At 57.1% G+C, this 19,620-nt stretch carries 12 protein-coding genes; 10 read left to right on the top strand and 2 right to left on the bottom strand.

Translation table 11 applies throughout. From position 1 onward, the window contains the following. Window positions 1-5: 5 nt before the first annotated feature. Both QEH57_RS12865 and QEH57_RS12860 read right to left on the bottom strand, forming a co-directional pair. Complete coding sequence (locus QEH57_RS12865) at window positions 6-3,062, bottom strand: efflux RND transporter permease subunit (RefSeq protein WP_309007152.1); 3,057 nt, start codon at window positions 3,060-3,062, stop codon at window positions 6-8. A gap of 4 nt (window positions 3,063-3,066) precedes the next feature. Next, window positions 3,067-4,182: an efflux RND transporter periplasmic adaptor subunit gene (locus QEH57_RS12860; protein WP_309007150.1), complete on the bottom strand. Its 1,116-nt coding sequence runs from the start codon at window positions 4,180-4,182 to the stop codon at window positions 3,067-3,069. 247 nt (window positions 4,183-4,429) lie between these two features. On the opposite strand from QEH57_RS12860, the gene QEH57_RS12855 reads away from it, so the two are divergent. From QEH57_RS12855 to QEH57_RS12810, 10 genes are all read left to right on the top strand, one after another. Further along, window positions 4,430-5,026 (top strand): TetR/AcrR family transcriptional regulator, encoded by a 597-nt coding sequence (locus tag QEH57_RS12855; RefSeq protein WP_309007149.1) that lies wholly within the window; start codon window positions 4,430-4,432, stop codon window positions 5,024-5,026. A gap of 278 nt (window positions 5,027-5,304) precedes the next feature. Next, a complete protein-coding gene (locus QEH57_RS12850) occupies window positions 5,305-6,816 on the top strand; it encodes an arylsulfatase (protein ID WP_309007148.1) in 1,512 nt (503 codons plus the stop codon). A gap of 76 nt (window positions 6,817-6,892) precedes the next feature. After that, window positions 6,893-8,275, top strand: a complete 1,383-nt coding sequence (locus QEH57_RS12845; RefSeq protein WP_309007147.1) for a sulfatase-like hydrolase/transferase — start codon at window positions 6,893-6,895, stop codon at window positions 8,273-8,275. Between the two features lie 17 nt (window positions 8,276-8,292). Further along, complete coding sequence (locus QEH57_RS12840; protein ID WP_309007146.1) at window positions 8,293-9,243, top strand: alpha/beta hydrolase; 951 nt, start codon at window positions 8,293-8,295, stop codon at window positions 9,241-9,243. Then, a complete protein-coding gene (locus QEH57_RS12835) occupies window positions 9,240-11,027 on the top strand; it encodes an arylsulfatase (RefSeq protein WP_309007145.1) in 1,788 nt (595 codons plus the stop codon). The genes QEH57_RS12840 and QEH57_RS12835 overlap by 4 nt, the downstream gene beginning before the upstream one ends. A gap of 89 nt (window positions 11,028-11,116) precedes the next feature. Then, window positions 11,117-12,502: a right-handed parallel beta-helix repeat-containing protein gene (locus tag QEH57_RS12830; protein ID WP_309007144.1), complete on the top strand. Its 1,386-nt coding sequence runs from the start codon at window positions 11,117-11,119 to the stop codon at window positions 12,500-12,502. Between the two features lie 39 nt (window positions 12,503-12,541). Then, entirely contained in the window at window positions 12,542-14,368 is a 1,827-nt protein-coding gene (locus QEH57_RS12825) for an arylsulfatase (RefSeq protein WP_309007143.1), read from the top strand. An 18-nt stretch (window positions 14,369-14,386) separates the two neighbouring features. Then, a complete protein-coding gene (locus QEH57_RS12820; RefSeq protein ID WP_309007142.1) occupies window positions 14,387-15,796 on the top strand; it encodes a sulfatase-like hydrolase/transferase in 1,410 nt (469 codons plus the stop codon). Window positions 15,797-15,809: 13 nt separating this feature from the next. Continuing rightward, a complete protein-coding gene (locus QEH57_RS12815; protein ID WP_309007141.1) occupies window positions 15,810-16,715 on the top strand; it encodes a DUF6250 domain-containing protein in 906 nt (301 codons plus the stop codon). A 42-nt stretch (window positions 16,716-16,757) separates the two neighbouring features. Further along, the gene (locus QEH57_RS12810) at window positions 16,758-18,356 is read left to right on the top strand and encodes a sialate O-acetylesterase (protein WP_309007140.1); all 1,599 of its coding nucleotides are present in this window, start codon (window positions 16,758-16,760) and stop codon (window positions 18,354-18,356) included. The last annotated feature ends 1,264 nt before the right edge of the window (window positions 18,357-19,620 follow it).

The following is a 19,620-nucleotide window of genomic DNA, read 5'->3' as shown; positions in this document are numbered from 1 at the left end:
AAAGATTAAGCTGATCCCCTCTCGGTCTCCCGGATACGGAAGAGAATCGAGTAGACCGCCGGTACTACGACCAATGTAAGCAAGGTGGCAAAGGCCAAGCCCGCCATGATGGTTATCGCCATGCCGATGAAAAACGCATCGAACACGAGCGGAGCCATTCCGAGAATGGTCGTAACCGAAGCTAAAACAACTGGCCGCGCCCGACTCACGCTGGCTTCTACCAACGCGTCATAACGTGCCTGTCCGCTTGTAATTCGGGCATCGATTTCGTCGACGAGCACGATGCTGTTTTTCAAAAGCATCCCAGTCAGACTTATGATTCCTAGTAGAGCCATGAAACCGAAAGCGACTCCAGTCCCTAGCAGTCCCCAGGTCACGCCGATCACAGACATTGGCACGACACTCCAAACGACAATCGGTTGACGCACTTTCCCGAACAGCAGAATCACGATTATGAGCATTCCGAGGTAACCGACAGGCAATCCCGCAAAGAGCGCCTTCTGGGCGTCGGTAGAACTTTCATATTCTCCACCCCATTCAAGTCTGTATCCATCAGGCAACTCTATGGCTTCAACCAGAGGACGATTTCTCGCGAACGCGGCGCTCGCAAGAACGCCCGCCACAGGTTCTGCCTGAACCGTCAAGGTACGCTCCCGGTTCTTCCGGTGAATCAAACCTTCCTCGCTAACCAGTTCGATACTAGAAACGACACTTTCCATCGGTACCCAACCACTCCGGCCCGGGCTCCAGATCAAGCGCTGGGAAAGCTCATCCGGATTCTCTCGATCCGCCTGCGGCAGTCGGACGCGGATCGGAAGCAGTTCATCGTTCTCGCGGTACATTCCAAAGACCGACCCTTCGCTCAACATCTTCAGCTGAGCTATAAAGTCTTCACGCGACAAGCCCTGCAACTGAGCGCGTTCGGTATCGAAATGCGGACGCAAGGTTGGCTCCAACTCCCGCCAGTTTGTGCGAATCGCCTCCAGCTCGTCATCTTGGCTAAGCACCGCTTGTACCTCGCCTGCGATTTCCCGCAAGCGCTCCGCATCGGAACCGATAATACGGGCTTCGATTTTCGCGCCACCTCCGGGCCCAAGCCTTACACGATCGGTTTTGACGAAGAGATCGGGATGCGACTTCTCCACCTTTGGAACATACTCCTCGATGATCGCATCGATATCTTCTACAGCGCGAGTTCGGACGATGAATTGCACGTAGCTTGGATCCGGCAGTTCCGGCGCATAGACCAACATGAAGCGTTGAGCCCCGGCTCCTACCAAGGTGGCAACCGATTCGATTCGCTCGTCTTCCAATAGCAATTGCTCAACCTCGCGAGCGATTTCATCAGTCGCCCGAATATCTGCACCGTAAGGCTGCCAGGCATTGAGATAAAAGATAGGTGTATTCGAATCAGGAAAGAAGCTCTGCTTCACTTTACTGAATCCAACCAAGCTCCCTAGAGTCATGAAGGTTAGAATCAGAACCGTAACCAGCTTGAAGCGTAGGGTTAATTTGAGTACAAATCGATAGACCGCGTACAATACGCCTTTGTACGGATCGACGCTCTCGGTTTGCGCTTTCGGCTTCTCAAGAATGTAGTTGCCAAGGAGCGGCGTTACAGTGACGGCAAACACCCAGCTAAGCAAGAGCGAGACGGTAACCACGACGAAAAGCGAAAAAGTGAATTCCCCTGTCGCATCACTCGAGAGACCGATACCAGAGAAAGCTAAGATCCCCACAACTGTGGCGCCCAGCAAGGGTAGCCAAGTCGAACGCACCGCTTCGCTGGCCGCTTCGATTTTGCTGATACCACGCTGAACGCGTACCAGCATCCCTTCTGCAACCACAATCGCGTTATCGACCAGCATTCCCATGGCGATGATCAAGGCGCCGAGCGATATACGCTCCATCTCGATACCCAGTATCTTCATTCCGAATACAGTAGCAGCCACCGAGAGAAACAGCACAACTCCGACGATCAATCCAGACCGCCATCCCATAAAAATAAATAGAACGCCCACAACGATCAGGACCGAAAGGGCCAGATTGAGCACGAAACCGTTCACTGACTCGTCTACGACCGAATGCTGCTGGTAAATCGGCGAAATTTCGACGCCAAGCGGACGTTCGGTTTCGAGCTCGTTGATCCTATCCTCAACTCGATACCCTACTTCAACTATGTTGACCTTCGGACGCCCAGCGACACCTAGGAGAATCGTGTCGTTTCCATTGTAACGAACAATTCGAGTGGGACGCTCTTCGTAGCCGCGGCTTACTTCCGATACGTCACCAAGCTTCAAATACGCCTCGCCCGCCTTTCGCCCAATAGGCAGGTCCGCCAAATCGTCGACATCGCGGTACATGCCTGTCGGCTGCAGACGAGCGAAGCGCCCTCCAACTTGAAATCCCCCCGCATCGGTCACCGCGTTTTGGGTAACGATACCACTTAACAGTTCTTGAGGACCGATGCCGAAAGTCGCCAGCTGCTCGGGCGAAACATCGATATGCAGCTCTTCCCCGATGTCGCCGAGAATTTGAACATCCGCCACATCTTGCACCTGCATTAGCTGAGTCTTCAGCCGTTTCACATAGCGATGCAAATCCGCGTGCTCGATTTGCGAACTGTTGACCGCGTAGAGCAAACCGTAGACATCCCCAAAGTCGTCATCGACCAACGTCGGCCCCGCCCCCGGCGGCAGCATGGCTTGGACGTCGCCTACTTTTCGGCGTAGCTCGTCCCAAATCTGCGGAATCACGTCCGGTCCGGCGGTACCGAACAACTCCACTTGTATTACGGAACGCCCCGCGTAAGACTGCGAACGTATCTCCTTAACCATGTCCAGGCGTTGGATCGCGGCTTCGATCTTGTCGGTAACCTCACGCTCCACCTCCTCGGCGCTCGCGCCCGGATAGGAAGTAAAGAGCACAGCCTCCTTAATCGTGAACGCTGGGTCCTCTAGGCGACCAACATTTTGGAATCCCCAGTACCCACCAAGCAACGAGGATAGAATCAAAAGCCAGGTCAAAACCGGCTTTTGTATAGAAACTCTTGCGAAATCCATCTTCTTAGGCTCCTCCAAGAGTGGTCACCAAGGTGTGCTCGCGAAGCATAGCGGCGCCGCTAGTCACGACCCGGTCTCCGACGTCCAGGCCGCGCACGATTTCAACCTTTTTCCCTTTGACCCTCCCGACTTCCACGGATCGTTCGACTGGGAGCGCCGCCCCATCTGCCAAGACCCAGACTCGGAAACCGCCATCGGGCAATGTGACCAATGCATCCGAAGGGATCTCAACCGGACGATTGCCCCGAGCATCTAGCCTCTCTACGATCGAGAGCCGAACTGGCGATCCCGGCAAAAGAGCTCTCGCGTTGCCGTTATCGAGCCTGAAAGTCACTCGATAGGCGCCGCTCAGCGGATCCGGCGATGTCGCATAGTCCTTCAAATGCAACTCCGTACCTGACAATTTTCCATCAGCAATTCGAACTGAGGAAACGTCGTTTTCTATCCCGCTCAGCAAACTGGCCAACTGGCTCTCGGTTCGGTAAAAATCGACCTCGGTCTTTCCACTCTGTTGGAATACCAAGACGGATTGCCCTGGCATTACGAAACTCCCCTTCTCCACCCGCTTGCTCGCAAGCTTGCCGTCGAAGGGCGCCACAAGAACCGTATCCTCCAGATCTTCCTTGGCTCTCTCCCATGCGATGCGAGCCAATACCGAGGAATTCTCAACTCGGTCGAACTCAGCCTGGGTAGAGCTTCCCCCATCCAGCAATGTCCGCATACGCGCCAGCTCCTTCTCCGCGTAAGCCAAACGCTGCGCCGCTTCGTCCAATGCCAATTGGTAACGGCGGGAATCCAGACGGCCCAATTCCTCACCCGCTCGAAACAACGTCCCCGTCGTTTCAGCGATCGCATCGACCCGCCCCGACAGCTCGAAGGCCAACTCCACTTCCTTGGGAGCCCGCACCCGGCCCACGTACACGCCTTCCTTCACGTCAGAATGTTTCTCGACCGTAAACGTCTCCACGTACCGCGCCGCATCCTCCTTAGCAACCTCCGCTTCTGTCTCGGAACACCCGAGCATTGTGAGCCCAGCTCCGATCGCAGCAACAGAGCCAACCGCAAGAGCGATCAGACTGCGCTTCTTCTTGGCGTTATCCAAATTCAATTCCGTGTTCATCGTAGTATGTGACGTATGCTTACCCTGAAACCTCACCGCATCGCCACTCGCTTACAGGTCCAAACCATAGGTTCGGCGATACGGAACTTTTATTAGTACGAACGCTCTATCTAATTACCGAGCCAAACCGTCAAGAACAATGTAGAATACTCATTCTATTTTACATTCTCGCAACATCCTGCTCGCCAAGCGCCAACTCTTATTTGCACTTGCTACGCTAATTGTTAGAATTCACGTTCTACGATAAATGAGAACCGTAAATCCCAACCTCGTAACGGAACGTCGCCGCCAGATCCTTGAAGCTGCCCTCGTATGCTTCCGAGAAAAAGGATTCCACGGGGCCTCCATGTCCTCGATCTGCAAAAAGGCGAAAATGAGCCCAGGCCACCTCTACCACTACTTCAAGAGCAAGAACGAGCTCATCAAAGCCATAGTCGAATCCGACTCCGCCTACCACGAAGAGAAACTCGCATCGCTCGTAGAGGGAGGCAACACCTTGGAGACCATGCTTAGCTGCATCGACGAAATCTGGCAAAAGGACAAGGACCTCGATGCAGTCCTTTACTCGGAGATCATGGCCGAAGCCAGTCGGAGCCCAGAAGCGGCCGCCGTCATCCGACAGCACGAAATCCGCCTACGAGATCGTTTCGCCAAAGTCATCGCATTTGGACAGGATCAAGGTTCGATCGACAGAAACGTCGATGCCCTCGGGTTCGCCACCGTTATCATTGCCTGCGTGACCGGACTTCGCGTCGCTGATCAAGCTGATACCCAGATCGATCGCGACTTAGCGACCACTGCCTTTGCCACCATGGTCTGCCGAACGCTGAAACCTAAGCCCTAGCTTGAGCCTCGACGAACCGCTCCGCTGATTCGATTTCGCCTGAGTCGCGAAGCGAAAAACTCATTCGCACCCGCTAAACCACCGTGCCTTTCCAAGGCATACGCCCAAAAGTTAAACACATCCGTCCTTATTGCGGAATTGGGATGCAGGTTCGCACTCGCGAACTTGCGCATCTACCGAGCGACCTCCCGTTTTGTTTAATAGGGTAACCTAGCGGAATCTAGCAGCTCGAGAAACCGCTAGGCATCATAACAAACCTTAGCCCCTAAGGGATTCTTATGATTAAAGACCTCGTACGATTCACCGCCTTCGCCCTCGTTATTTTTGCAACAGCCTGCACGGCCGAGCAACCCGGAAAGCCCAACATCCTCTACATCCTAGCCGACGACCTCGGATACGGGGATGTACAGATTCTCAACCCCGAAAACGGGCTCATCAAGACTCCCGTCATGGACAAGCTCGCGGAGGACGGGATGATCTTTACCGACGCCCACACCAGCTCCTCCGTCTGCACCCCTAGCCGCTACAGCATCCTTACCGGACGCTACAACTGGCGCACCCCCCTCCAAGCCCAAGTCCTAATGGGCTTCGACAAGCCGCTCATCGAAGAGGACCGCTTCACCGTAGCCGACCTCCTCAAGCAGGCCGGCTACAACACCGCCTGCATCGGCAAATGGCACCTCGGCCTCGGCTTCCCCACCATCGACGACCAAGAACTCTCCACCGAAGGCCTCACCAATATCGACTGGAACGGACGCATCGCCGGAGGCCCCGTCGACCTCGGCTTCGACTACTTCTACGGCATCTCCGCCTCCCTCAACATCGCCCCTTACATCTACATGGAGAACGACCGATTCGTCGGCGAATGCACCACCATCAAAGGCTTCAACCGCAAAGGCCCTTCCACGGAAGACTTCGAAGCCGTAGACACCCTGCCCATCCTCACCCAAAAGACCGTCGACTACATCAAGCAGCAGGACGCCTCTACCCCCTTCTTCGCCTACGTCTCCCTCACCTCTCCGCATACTCCCATCGTCCCCACTCCTGAATGGGAAGGCAAAAGCGGCATTAGCGGCTACGCGGATTTCGTGATGCATACCGACGCGATCATCGGCGAAATGCTCGACGCGCTCGAAGAAAAGGGCCTCGCCCAAAACACCGTCGTCATCGTCACGAGCGATAACGGCTTTTCGAAATGGGGCGGACTCAAGAAGCTCGAAGAAGCGGGCCACACCGTCAGCGCCCATTTCCGCGGCTCCAAGTCCGACATCTGGGAAGGCGGCCACCGCGTTCCGCACATCGTCCGCTGGCCTGCGAAAATAAAGCCCGGCTCCCTCAGCGAGCAAACCATCGTGCTCAACGACCTCATCGCCACCTGCGCCGAACTCACCGGCGTACCCCTTCCGCAAGACGCTGGCGAAGACAGCGTGAGCTTCCTCCCGGCCATCGTCGGCGAACCAATCCAATCCTCACGAGCCGGCATCGTGCACCACTCCTTCTCCGGACACTTCGCCTACCGCCTCGGCAAATGGAAGCTCTGCCTCGCCAAAGCCTCCGGCGGCTGGACGTATCCAACGGAAAACGACGCGCCCGCCGACGCCCCCATTGCCCAGCTTTACGACATGGAAGCAGACCCCGGCGAAACCACCAACCTTTACGCAACTCACCCCGAGATCGCCGAACGCCTCCTCGCCCAGCTAAAGAAGGACGTGGAAAACGGTCGCAGCACCGCCGGCCCCAAGCTCAAAAACGACGTCGACAACATCGTGCTCTGGAAAAGCGGCAAATAGAGCGCCATCAGCCTCCCCACCAAAGCCAACGGCGTCGCGCGGCCCCAGGCCGCCACAACCCACACCTCTCCACTAAATGACTCCCAAAAAACTCGTACTTCATCTGGCAGCTGCATTTCTCGCGACCGCGGCGATCGCCCGAACCACGGAACAACGCCCGCCCAACGTCATCGTCATCATGGCCGACGACATGGGCTACGGCGGCGTGAGCTGCTTCGACAATCCCTATTTCAAGACCCCCGAGATCGACCGCCTCGCCGCCGACGGCATCAAGCTCACCTCCTTCTACAGCAACGGCTCCCTCTGCTCTCCCACGCGGGCCGCCCTCATGACCGGCCGCTACCAGCAACGCAGCGGCTGCGACGAAGTGGTCAACGCCGACCCCGCCGAACCGATGCACCACGTCGGCATTCACGACGACGAATGGACCTTCCCCGAAGCCATGAAATCCGCTGGCTACGCTACCGGAATCCTCGGGAAGTGGCATCTTGGATACAAACCCAACTTCAACCCAACCTTGCACGGCTTCGACGAGTTCAAAGGTTTCGTCAGCGGCAACATCGACGCCCACTCGCACCGCGATCGCATGGGCGTAGCCGACTGGTGGGACGGCACCGAGCTCAAGGACCAGCCAGGCTACCACACCGACGTCATCACCCAAAACGCCGTCGACTTCATCGAGCGCCACCAAGACAAGCCCTTCTTCCTCTACGTCGCCCACGGAACTCCCCACTCTCCCCACCAAGCTCGTGGCTCGCTCATCCAGCGCGGTCCCGACAAGGGCAAGCGTCCCGATTGGGCGCCCGATGAGGAATATTCCAAAACGCCGGGAGACGAGGATTGGCTCATCCGCCACTTCATGCTCCCGCTGGACGAAAGCGTCGCCCAGATCCGCTCCAAGGTCGAAGCCCTCGGTCTCGAGAACGATACCGTCATCTGGTTCATCTCCGACAACGGCGGCACGGAAAAGAACTACACTACCAGCCCGAATACCCGAGGCGGCAAGGTCGACTTCTTCGAAGGCGGCATCCGCGTTCCCGGCATCGTTTGGGCCCCGGGCCGCGTCGCTCCCGGTTCCGTATCCGACGAGACAATACTCACCTTCGACATCATGCCTACCAGCATGGCCCTCGCTGGAGCGAGCGCGCCCGCTGGCCACATCCTAGACGGCATCGACGTCGCCCCCGCCCTCTTCGAAAACGAACCGCTCCCCCAAACCACCCGTTTCTGGAGTATGTGGAACGGCGGAGCCCTCAGAGAAGGCCCTTGGAAACTGGTAGTGCAAGCTGAGCGCAAACTCCTCTTCAACTTGGAAGACGACCCGCAGGAAACCACAGACCTAGCAACCAACTTCCCCGAGCGTGTCAGCGGGATGTACAAGACCTACACCAGCTTCCTAAGCGAAACCAAAGCCGACTCCCCTTATCCCACGCTCCCCGTGCGCCAATTCTACAAATAGCAGCCAACAGCCCTACCATGATCCCCCATCCATCCAAAACCGCCTTAACAGGCCTGCTTTCGCTCGTTGTAACCAGTTTTTCCGTACAACCCGTAAAGGCGCAGTCAAAACCAGCCGCCTACCACGAGTCCGTCCCGGCTCCGACCTTCAGCGATATCCGCTACGGCGACGGTCCACGCAACGTTCTCGACTTCTGGCAAGCTTCCTCCGACGAGCCCACGCCCCTCGTAGTCGTTATCCATGGCGGCGGTTGGAACGGTGGATCAAAGGAGCTCCTGCACAAATTCGTGGATACGCAGCAGCTCCTCGACGCCGGTATATCCGTCGCCGCCATCAACTACCGATTGATGAAGCACTCCCGCGAACTGGAGCCTCCCGTCCGAGGCCCCCTCTACGACGCCGCCCGCGCCGTGCAGTACCTGCGCAGCAGGGCTGACGAACTCAATTTCGACAAGTCCCGCGTCGCTGCCGCAGGCGGCTCCGCCGGCGCCTGCACGAGCCTTTGGCTCGCTTACCACGACGACCTGGCCGATCCGAATAGCAAGGACCCCGTGCTCCGCGAGTCTACCCGCTTGAGCTGCGTTGCCGCCCTGCGAGCCCAAACCTCCCTCGATCCAGTCCAGATGAAAACGTGGATCCCCAAGGTCACCTACGGAGCTCATGCCTTCGGATTGGACAGCTTCGAAACCTTCCTCGCCGAACGCGAAAACATCCTGCCTTGGATCGAGGAGTACTCACCTTATGCCCTTCTCACTGCGGACGACCCAGCGACCTACCTCTACTACACCATCAAGCCGGGAACGGGAAAAAACAAGGGCGACTACACCCACTCCGCCTCCTTCGGAACCGGCCTGCTGGAACGCTTGCAAGAGCTCGAGGTCCCTAGCGAACTCTACTACCCGGAATCCCCTAACGCCGTTCATCAAAACGCGACTGACTACTTGATCTCCAAACTCTCCAAAAAATGAATACACCCGCTTTCATCCCGCATTTTTTTCGACCTTCTTCCTGCCCGGCCTGGGCCAAAGCGATTCTGCTCGTCTGCATAACGAGCTTGTCGCTGGCAGCCACCAACCCACAAAAGCCGAACGTAATCTTCGTCCTTACCGACGACCAAGGCTACGGCGATCTCGGGGCCCACGGAAACCCAATCCTCAAAACGCCCGAGCTCGACCGCTTCCACGCCGAGTCGGTCCGCTTCACGGACTTCCACGTCTCCCCCCTCTGCACCCCCACCCGAGGAGCCCTGCTCACCGGCCGCGACCCTGCCCGCAACGGAGCTTACCGCACCAGCGCCGGTCGCACCATGCTGCACGAGGACGAACGCACCCTCGCTCACCTGTTTTCAGAAAATGGATACGCGACCGCCCTCTACGGAAAATGGCACCTCGGCGACAGCGCTCCGCACCGCCCCCAAGATTACGGTTTTCAGGACGTAGTCTGGCACCGCTGCGGCGGTATCGGCCAAGTGTCCGACTACTGGGGAAATGACCTCTTCGACGACGTCTACGAACGCAACGGCGAGCTGGAACGCTTCGAAGGCTACTGCACCGATATCTGGTTCCGCGAAGGCATGCGCTTCATCGAGGAGAACCAGGACAAGCCCTTCTTCCTCTACCTCCCGCTCAACGCCCCCCACACCCCTATCGTCGTCGACGAGAAATGGTCGGCCCCCTACAAGGACCAAGTCGACAAGCCCATCCGCGCGGACTACTTCGGCATGATCGCCAACATCGACTACAATTTCGGCCTCCTGCGCCAGAAGCTTAAGGAACTAGACCTGGAAGAGAATACCATCCTCATCTTCATGACCGACAACGGCACCTACCTAGGCGCCGAGTTCGACAAGAACGACAAGAACAACTCGGAAGCCACCTGGGGATTCAATGCAGGCATGCGCGGCCGTAAAGCCTCCGTCTACGAAGGCGGACATCGCGTTCCCTTCTTCGTTCGTTGGCCCAAGGGCGGCATCGAAGGCGGCAAGGACATCGACACCCTATCCGCCCACGTCGACTTCTTCCCAACCCTCGCCGAACTCTGCAACATTCCTGTACCCACGGACCGGATACTCGATGGAATGTCTCTCGCGCCGCTTCTCGAAGAAGAAAACCCAACCTGGGAACGCGGCCCCATCGTCATGCAATTCCATGGCGGTCCCGCCTTCCCTGAAGATCGGCTCAAGACCGAATTTTCCTATATCATGACCGAACGCTGGCGCCTCATCCACGGCCGGGAGCTCTACGACATCCAAGCCGACCCCGCGCAGCGGAACGACGTCGCCGCCCAGTATCCCGAAGTCGTCAAGGAACTCTGGGCCCACTACGAACCCTACTGGCAGTCGGTCAAGGAAGGCATGCGTCCCGTACGCCTCGACATCGGCAACCCAAGCGAAAACCCGGTCGAACTTTGCTCGCAAGACTGGTACATGCCCCAAGGCAATCCACCTTGGAACTTCCGGCTCATCAGCGCCCTGCCTCGCGTCACTGCGCCCTGGATGATCAACGTCAAGCGAGCCGGCTTCTACCGCTTCACGCTCCGCCAATACCCAGCTCTCGCCAACAAGCCGCTCGTAGCGGTACGGGCCAAGATTCGCGTCGCCGGTATCGAGAAGGAGGTCGAAGTCACCCCGGGCACCAGCGGCGTCGTCATCGACCTCAGCCTTCCCGTCGGCGAAACCGAACTCTGGACCTACCTTTACGACGAAAACGGCGAAGCCGGAGGCGCCTACTTCACCGAAGTCCAAAAGCTTTAACGGAAAAAGCGCCCCCATATTCGGGCCGCGAATACGCCCAAGCGATCGCCATCGCTTGGGCTTCCCTTCCTTCATCCGCTCGATCCCCCATGCAAATCCCCCGCACCCTAGCCGCAATCATCGCGAGCCTATTCGCCTACTCCTTCGCGACCGCAAATTCCGAATACGTCGAAATCAGCTCCCTCAAGGAACTCCGAAAACTGGCGACACGGAACGACCAAAAAATCCGACTCGCTCCCGGCCGCTACACCATCAAGGAAACGGAACCCGGCAACGTCACCGTATTCGAATTTTCAGGATCGAACAACGTCTTCGACTTCACCGACGTCACCATCGAACTGCCCACAAAAATACTGCGGGACCTCGAAAAGACCAAAGCTCACGGAATCAAGGCCTACCTCGTCTCCGGAGACAACTTGCAGTTTAAAGGAGGCCGCTTCGAAGATACAGGCGACCACCCGCCACGTATCAGCATACAAGACTTCTACGTTTCCGGAAACGACGTTACCTTCACCGATTGCGAATTCATCGTACGCGGCTCCGCCCCCTACGGAATGGGCGACTACCTTGGCAAAGGCCGAGGCTCAGCCGTTAGGCTGCAAAAGCACAGTGCCATGGCCATCACCGGCGATCGCCCGCTTATCGAGAACTGCTACTTTCGTATCCATACCTTCGGACACGGCATCCATATCCACGGCTCGCAAGACGTCGTGATCCGAAATACAAAGGTCGTAGGCGACCAACGCAAAACCGACGACATCTACGCCTCCAAGGATCCGCTTGCCAAGCAATTCAAATACAAGATCCAGTATCCGTCTTGGATGAAGGGCCAGCCCATCCCGCGCGGACAAGTCATCGGCCTCACCGAGGACGGCATCCGAGCCTACACCCGCGGAACCGACAAGCACGGCAACACTCGCAACACCGGTCACATCACTGTCGAAAACTGCACCGTCGACGCCATGCGAGGCGGCATCACCCTCGCCCTGGCTCGTCAGGCGACCGTAACGAACAGCATCGCTATCAATTGCTCCCACGCCTTCTCGCTGCCCTCCAACTCCACCGTGCGCCATTGCAAGGGGAACGCCGCCTATGGCCCGCTGCTGTCCCTGCCCTACGCTTCCAAATCCAATTCTGATATCGAAATCGAACTCCTCGATGCCCCGCACGAACTAGGCGACCATCCTCTGGCTCGTATCACTGGCTCCCACCACAAGATCAAAATCTTCGCCTCTACGGAGCTACCCATCCGCAAGCTTCGCCCCATCATCCTCGGCACCACCGGCGAACGATACACCACCGAGAACAGCGATTCGGAAAAGCTGGACCAAAACAATAAGGCCCACGGCATCGTAGTGACGAACCAATCACCCCACCCCACAGTTTTCAGCTCCTACTCCACGGACTGTCGCATCGAAAGCAAAGGCGAGCTTCTCCTAGACGAAGGAACCGGAAACACCTTCAGTAAGCTTTAAACCCTTATTATCCCTAAACGAAATCCCCAAAAAAAGAAAATGATCCGCTCTCACCTTCCCCTCAAGCTTCTGACCGCACTCGCGCTTTTCGCAAACCTCCTAGCGTACAGCCAAGCCGCCGAGAGCAAACCGAACGTTGTAATCGTCATCACCGACGACCAAGGCTACGGCGACCTGGGCTTCACCGGAAACCCAGCCATCAAGACTCCCCATCTCGACCGGCTGCGCTCACAAGCAACCCTGCTGGACAATTTCCACGTCGACCCCACCTGCGCTCCGACGCGTTCCGCCCTCATGACCGGACGCTATTCCGGGCGAGTCGGAGTCTGGCACACCGTGCAAGGCCGCAACATGCTGCGCAAACGCGAGGTCACACTAGCTGACGTGTTCTCGGAAAATGGATACGCCACCGGCCTCTTCGGCAAGTGGCACCTCGGCGACGTCTACCCCTACCGCCCTGAAGACCGGGGCTTTCAACATACCGTCTACCATGCGGCGGGCGGAGTCTCCCAAGCCCCGGACTACTGGGAAAACGACTACTTCGACGACACCTATATCGTTAACGGCGAATACAAGCGCTTCGAAGGCTTCTGTACCGATATCTGGTTCGACGAAGGCATGAAATTCATCAAAGAAAGCAAAGAGGCGAAAGCTCCTTTCCTCGCTTACATATCCACCAACGCGCCGCACGGCCCCTTCTACTGCCCCACCGAATACAGCGACCCCTACGAAAACGATCCACGCGTATCCATTCCCGAATTCTACGGCATGGTCGAAAACATCGATGACAACGTGGGCAAGCTCCTCGAATTCCTCGAAGCCGAAGGACTCGCCGACAACACCATCGTCATCTTCATGACCGACAACGGAACCGGCGGGGGCATCAAGGGCAATCGGGGCTACGACGGCGGCATGCGGGGCAAGAAAGGCTCCCAGTACGAGGGCGGACACCGCGTCCCCTTCCTCATCCGCTGGCCCGCAGGTAACATCGAAGCCGGCGAAACGGTCGAAGAACTCACCGCCCACCTCGATGTCCTCCCCACCTTGATCGAGCTCTGCGACCTACGCGCTCCCGATATCGCCTTCGACGGAACCAGCGTAAAAGATCTCCTGTACACCGACGCCCAGGACTGGGAAGACAGAACCCTCATCGTCGAGAACCAACGCGTCATCGACCCCATCAAATGGCGTAACAACGCCGTCATGACCAACCACTGGCGACTCGTCGACGGCAAGGAACTCTACGACCTACGCAACGATCCCAAGCAAGCAAACGACCTCGCAGCCCAGTTCCCCGAAGTCGTCACGCGCTTGAAATCCGAATACGAAGCCTTCTGGGCCGACGTATCCAGCGAACACGACCTAACCAGCTACATGGCTATCGGTTCCGACAAGTCCCCCATCGTCGCCCTTTCCTCCCACGACTGGCTCTACCACGAGCTCCCCGCCTGGGACCAGACCCACGTCATCAAGGGAGCAGTCGCTGTCGAGACCCATTGGGCCATCGAGGTAGAACGGGCAGGCGAATACGAAATTTCCCTAAGGCGTTGGCCCGTCGAAGCCGACAAGGGTATCAACGACGGCACCTACGGAAAGGCTTTCAACTACAAGCAAGCTCGCCTTCGTATCGGTGACACCGATACAACGAAGGACATTCCAAACGGAGCGAAGGAAGTAACGTTTAAGGTTTACCTCGAAAAAGGGCTCACCCAGCTAGCTCCGCTTTTCATCGGCGACGACTTGCAAGCGACCCCCTACTACGCCTACATCACTCACCGGCCCTTCGAAGGCTGGCAAACGCCCGAGGGCATGAACGTTCCGCGCTACGATCCCAGCTACGGACGACGCGCCCCTCAAAAGTCTTAGAGTCCCAAACGGCCAAGCATGGCAAACGAACGATACAACATTGTTATCATCAATCCCGACCAAATGCGTTGGGACTACCTCACGCCGAACGGACACCCCTTCATCGCAACTCGAAACCTCTCTCGACTCGCGGCGATGGGCACCAACTTCAGCCACGCCTTCTGCTCCTCGCCGATGTGCGGCCCCAGCCGGACTTCCTTCCTTACCGGCAAGTACCCTTGCGAACACGGCGTTCGCGACTACGGCGGCACCCTCCCTCACGAAGCGCCCGACGCCCTCAAGCAACTCCAGAAGGCCGGTTACCACACCGCCCTTTTCGGCAAGGACCACGTCCGCCAAGGCGATTCCATCGGCGTCAACTACCACGAAGGCGAAGACCTCTGCATCGGCAACATGGACGATCACCCGTCCTATACGCGTAGTTGGAGTTCGGGTACGCTGGAAAGCGGCAGCCCTTGGAACCTAACCGAACGCTTCACCACCGCCGGTCTCGACTACATCGAACGCCGCAACGCAACGGGCGAGCCCTTCTACCTCACCCTCAACTACCAAGACCCGCACCCCTACTTCACCGCTCCCGCTCCCTACGACACCCTCTTTTCTCCCGAACAATTCGAGCTACCCGAAAACTTCCGCCGCGCTCCCGTCGACGGGGAACCGGATCGCCTCAGCCACTGGCGACAAAACTCCCGCTCTCCCGAAGCGAGAGAAACCGACTTCAAAAAGGCCATGGCCATGTACTGCGGCCAGATCCGCTACGTCGACGACCAAGTCGGCCGCGTGCTCGACAAGTTGGAAACGTTGGGGATCCTGGACAAAACCATCGTCCTGTTCTGGAGCGACCACGGAGAGTACCTCGGCGACTACGGCGTCACCCATAAGCAGGCCACGTTCTACGATTCGCTCGTGCGCATCCCGGCCCTTATCTGGGATCCGAGCGGCCGAATCCGAAAGGGCAACTGCGACTCCCTCGTCGAAGCTCCCGACCTCATGGCCACCGTACTCGAGCTCTGCGGCATCGAGCAACCCACCGGCAGCCATGCGTATTCACTTCTTACCGACGGATACCAAGCTCGCGTCGACGTGTTCGCAGAAGGCGGTACTTATCTCGCGCCCTTGGACGCCCCCATCCCCGGCATAAACCTCCGAGCCCCGCACGGCCCCAGCCAATTCGGCCCCGGGGCCATGATCCGTACTCGCAAATGGAAGCTTTGCGCCCATAGCTTCGACCAGTGGGAACTATTCGACCTCGAAAACGACCCCTACGAAAATAGCAACGTGGCCCAACGACCGGAAAACGCCACCACACTCCAAGCCCTCTCCCAACGCCTCACCCAACGCTTGCTTTGCCAGGGGCAAGCCCCAGAACATTTGCCACGTCCCACCTGCGCCGGCCTTGACGAAAAACAAATGCCCATTTGGAAATAACATAACCACAGCCATGTATTCAGAAACGAAAACAACTCACTCCCCTAAATCCTGGAACCGCGGCCTCCACCTCGGCCTACTCGCCCTAGTCGGACTCCTCGGCTCCGCTTGTTCGCAAAAGGAAGCCCCGACAGCTGTGGCCATCGGCTATGGCGCCGACACCTTCACCATCGGCGAAGTCCTATACGCCGACAGCTTCAACAAGCCCGAAGACTGGGTAATCCAGATCGAGCAAAACGATAAGTCCAACAACGAGCCAAAGGCCGAATTCGCAAACGGAGTGCTCGACGCCTATATGCCCGCTCGCGGCTGCACCGCTTGGCTCAAGCAAAAGTTCGAGGGCCCTATCGCAATCGTCTACCAAGTGAAGTGTCCGACTGAATACGTCGACGGCGACGAGATCCAGGTGCGCGACATCAACAATTTCTGGCACGCCACCGACCCCGTCGCTCAGGACAGGCTCTTCGATAGCGAACTCTACCACGGAGGCTTCGGCAGCTACCACAAGATGCACGGCTACTACGCCAGCACCGGCGGCGGAGGTCCCAATCAGAGCAACTACACCACCCGCTTCCGTCGCTATCCGCGGCAAGACTATCAAGGCAACGACCTCGCCCACATCGCCCTCAACGAACGCGACGGCAAGGAAGGCTACCTCATCACCCCCGACAAGTGGCACACCGTCCAGCTCGTGGCCTACAACGGTCTCACCCAATACATCGTGGACGGCAAAGTCGTCTACGAACTCAAGGAAGGCGACCCCATCTCCATCGGCAAGGGTTCCGAGCCCCTCAAGCAAGGCACTTACACCTTCGACGAATTCCCAGTGCACAACGAAGGCTACTTCGGCCTCCGCATGGTCCGCACCCACCACCTCTACAAAGACCTGAAAATCTACCGTCTCGACCGCAAAAACTAGACGAGCCACCTCCGTCCCGATAAAAATCCCAACCCAAAGCAAATGCCCACTCCCATCAAAAGTATCCTCTGCTCAGCCTCATTGGCACTAGCCGCCCTCCAAGCGCTCCAAGCGGAGGTTCGGCTCAATTCGCTTTTCTCAGACGGCATGGTCGTGCAGCGAGAAACCGAAATACCGATCTGGGGATGGGCGGACGCGGGCGAAACCGTTTCCATCACCGCCAGCTGGGGAGCGAGCGCGCAAACCACCACCAACGCGGACGGCACCTGGAAAACCAGCCTCGCAACTCCGGCCGCCGGCGGACCCTTCGAAATCACTATCGCTGGAGAAAACGAAATCGTTCTCGACGACGTTCTTTCCGGCGAGGTTTGGTTCTGCGGCGGGCAGTCCAACATGGACTTCGCAATGAACCGCTACCTTAACGACGCTCGCGAAGCGGAGTACCAACCCGTCGTCGAGTTCATGCGAAAGGAAGTCGCCACCGCAGTGGATAATTGGATACGCCACATCGAAGTTCCCCAGACACCTTCGCTATTCGAAAAGAAAAGCGACTTCGATGGCCAATGGCTAAGCGTGAAACCGGGCCAAACCGAAGTCATGACCGCCACCGGCTACTTCTTCGCCAAAGAGCTGCGCAAGGAGCTGAACGTCCCCATCGGGCTCGTGGAATGCTCTTGGGGCGGGACCCGCATCCAACCTTGGATTTCCGAGGAAACCTATCGAAAGGACCCGAGCATGAGCGCCTACTTCGACGAGGAACTGGCCAAGAACCAGGCCCAGATCGATACGATGGACGCCCCGGGCTATGTTGACACAGCCTACGAAAAGGCGCTCAAGCGCTGGAAGGAAAACGGCAGCAAAGGCCGCAAGCCCAGCCCCACCACCGACCCACGCAAAGACCGGCAAACCCCAGCAACCTTGTACAACGGCATGCTTTCCGCCGTTATCCCTTACAAGATAAAAGGAGCCCTTTGGTACCAAGGAGAATCCAATGCCTCGTATATGACAGATGAATACGAGCAATACCTCGCCGCCCTCGTGAATAGCTGGCGCGAAGAGTGGGGCCAAGGAGCCTTTCCCTTTTACTGGGTCCAACTCGCTGGCTACAACGCGGGCGAACTTCGCGATATCGGATGGGCCGAGATCAACGACCAACTCCGCCGCGGCCTCCAGCTGCCGAATACCGGCATGGCCGTGGCCTACGATATCGGCGAAGCCAAAGATATCCACCCGCACAACAAATACGACGTAGGCAAACGCCTCTCCCTCTGGGCGCTCGGCAAAGACTATGGCGTATCCGTACCCGCCATCAGCGGTCCACTCTACAAGAATTCGAAGGTCAAAGGCCGCAAGCTCATCCTCACCTTCGACGAGGTCGGCTCCGGCCTCATGGTAGGCAAGAAGGAGCTCATGAACGAGACCGTTCCCGTTGACGAAGCCCTCCAGCAATTCGAAATCGCCGGCAAGGACGGAGTCTGGAAAAACGCGCAAGCGAGAATCGTCTCCAAGAACAAAGTGGAGCTCACCCATCCGGAGATTAAGAAGCCCGTCAAGGCCCGCTACGCCTGGGAAGCCAACCCAGAAGAAGCTAACCTCTACAACAAAGAAGGCCTCCCCGCCTCCGTCTTCACCACGGAGTAATCCGATAAACAGAGAGCCCCACAACTCCCCTCAGCAAAGTCCTCGCCCCGAGCTTGCGAGGGGATCAAGCGCAGCGTTGTTAATACAACCTCGATTCGAGAGACAAAAATCAATATCGCTCCTATCGTCGCTACCCCCCCCTTCGCGGCGATGATCCGACTGCGTCCGCAAGGACCGAAGCTTGAACAGAAAAATCCACAGATCCCCTTAGTAAGGTCCTCGCACCGAGCTTGCGAGGGGATCCTCACCCTGAGCTTGCGAAGGGATCAAGCGTAGCGTTGTTAAATACAACCTCGTTTCGAGATTCTAATCAACATCGCCCCTATCGTAGCTAGCCCCCCTTCGCGGCGATGATCCGACTGCGTCCGCAAGGACCGAAGCGAGAAACTCGACAGCTCCGTTAGCTGCTAGACAGTGTAAACAGCGTTTCACTTGGACTAGAGGTGTAGCAATCCTTTTGTACTTATATCGCCCCTACCCATGAGAACTAACCGTGCCACCCTCACGGTCAGCACTTTACTGCCTAGCTCCGTGCCGTTCGAATCCGCAACCAAACCTTGGCAAAACGTCCAACACACTAGCTCCGCAAGCGATGCATCTACTGAACTCAATCGAGTCGAAGCGTTTAACAGCTACAGAACGGAAACCAGTTTTGGAATCCATAGCATTCAATTTCCAGTCAAAGAAAGAAAAAAATACGCTCCCGATCGGCGGTTCTAGGCACCCGTGAATATTTAACAAATCGAATCCCTAGGCTCATTCTTAATATCGATTGGGCCCCTCGCTTTAGTAGACCTTCTACGGTAAGGACTTACCGACCTTACAGAGACCATAAGTAATCCCAACGTACCACAACGTCACCAAAACAAGAAGATCCAAAACATCTTACAATACCCCCCTTAATCCCCCTTGATCGAATAGATCTAAAATTGAAACAACCCAAGACTCTGAACCCAAAAAAGCTACGCACAATATCAAGACACTGCGAAAAAAAGCAGAACACCTCGCACCTACATCACACTGCCGGCATCACATCACTGCCCACGTGAACAATACACACCCGCTCAACACACACAGGCATCCCCAAACACCTGCTCGCCAAGGAACCAGAAAAACAGAACTGCACCACACGACAAAACCTCACAAAACACGCATGCAAAAAAAAGAGACCTAGCCTGAATAATTCACGAAAAAAGACGCTGCATTGGCAAATGCTTCCTGTTAAGGAAGTTGTGTGATCAAACCAAAAACAGCGTCTTTGAAC

The organism is Pelagicoccus sp. SDUM812005 (assembly GCF_031127875.1).
In the GTDB taxonomy this organism is placed as follows: Bacteria; Verrucomicrobiota; Verrucomicrobiia; order Opitutales; family Opitutaceae; genus Pelagicoccus.
Note: the sequence above shows the minus strand (reverse complement) of the source record. Positions and strands in the feature narration are given on the sequence as shown.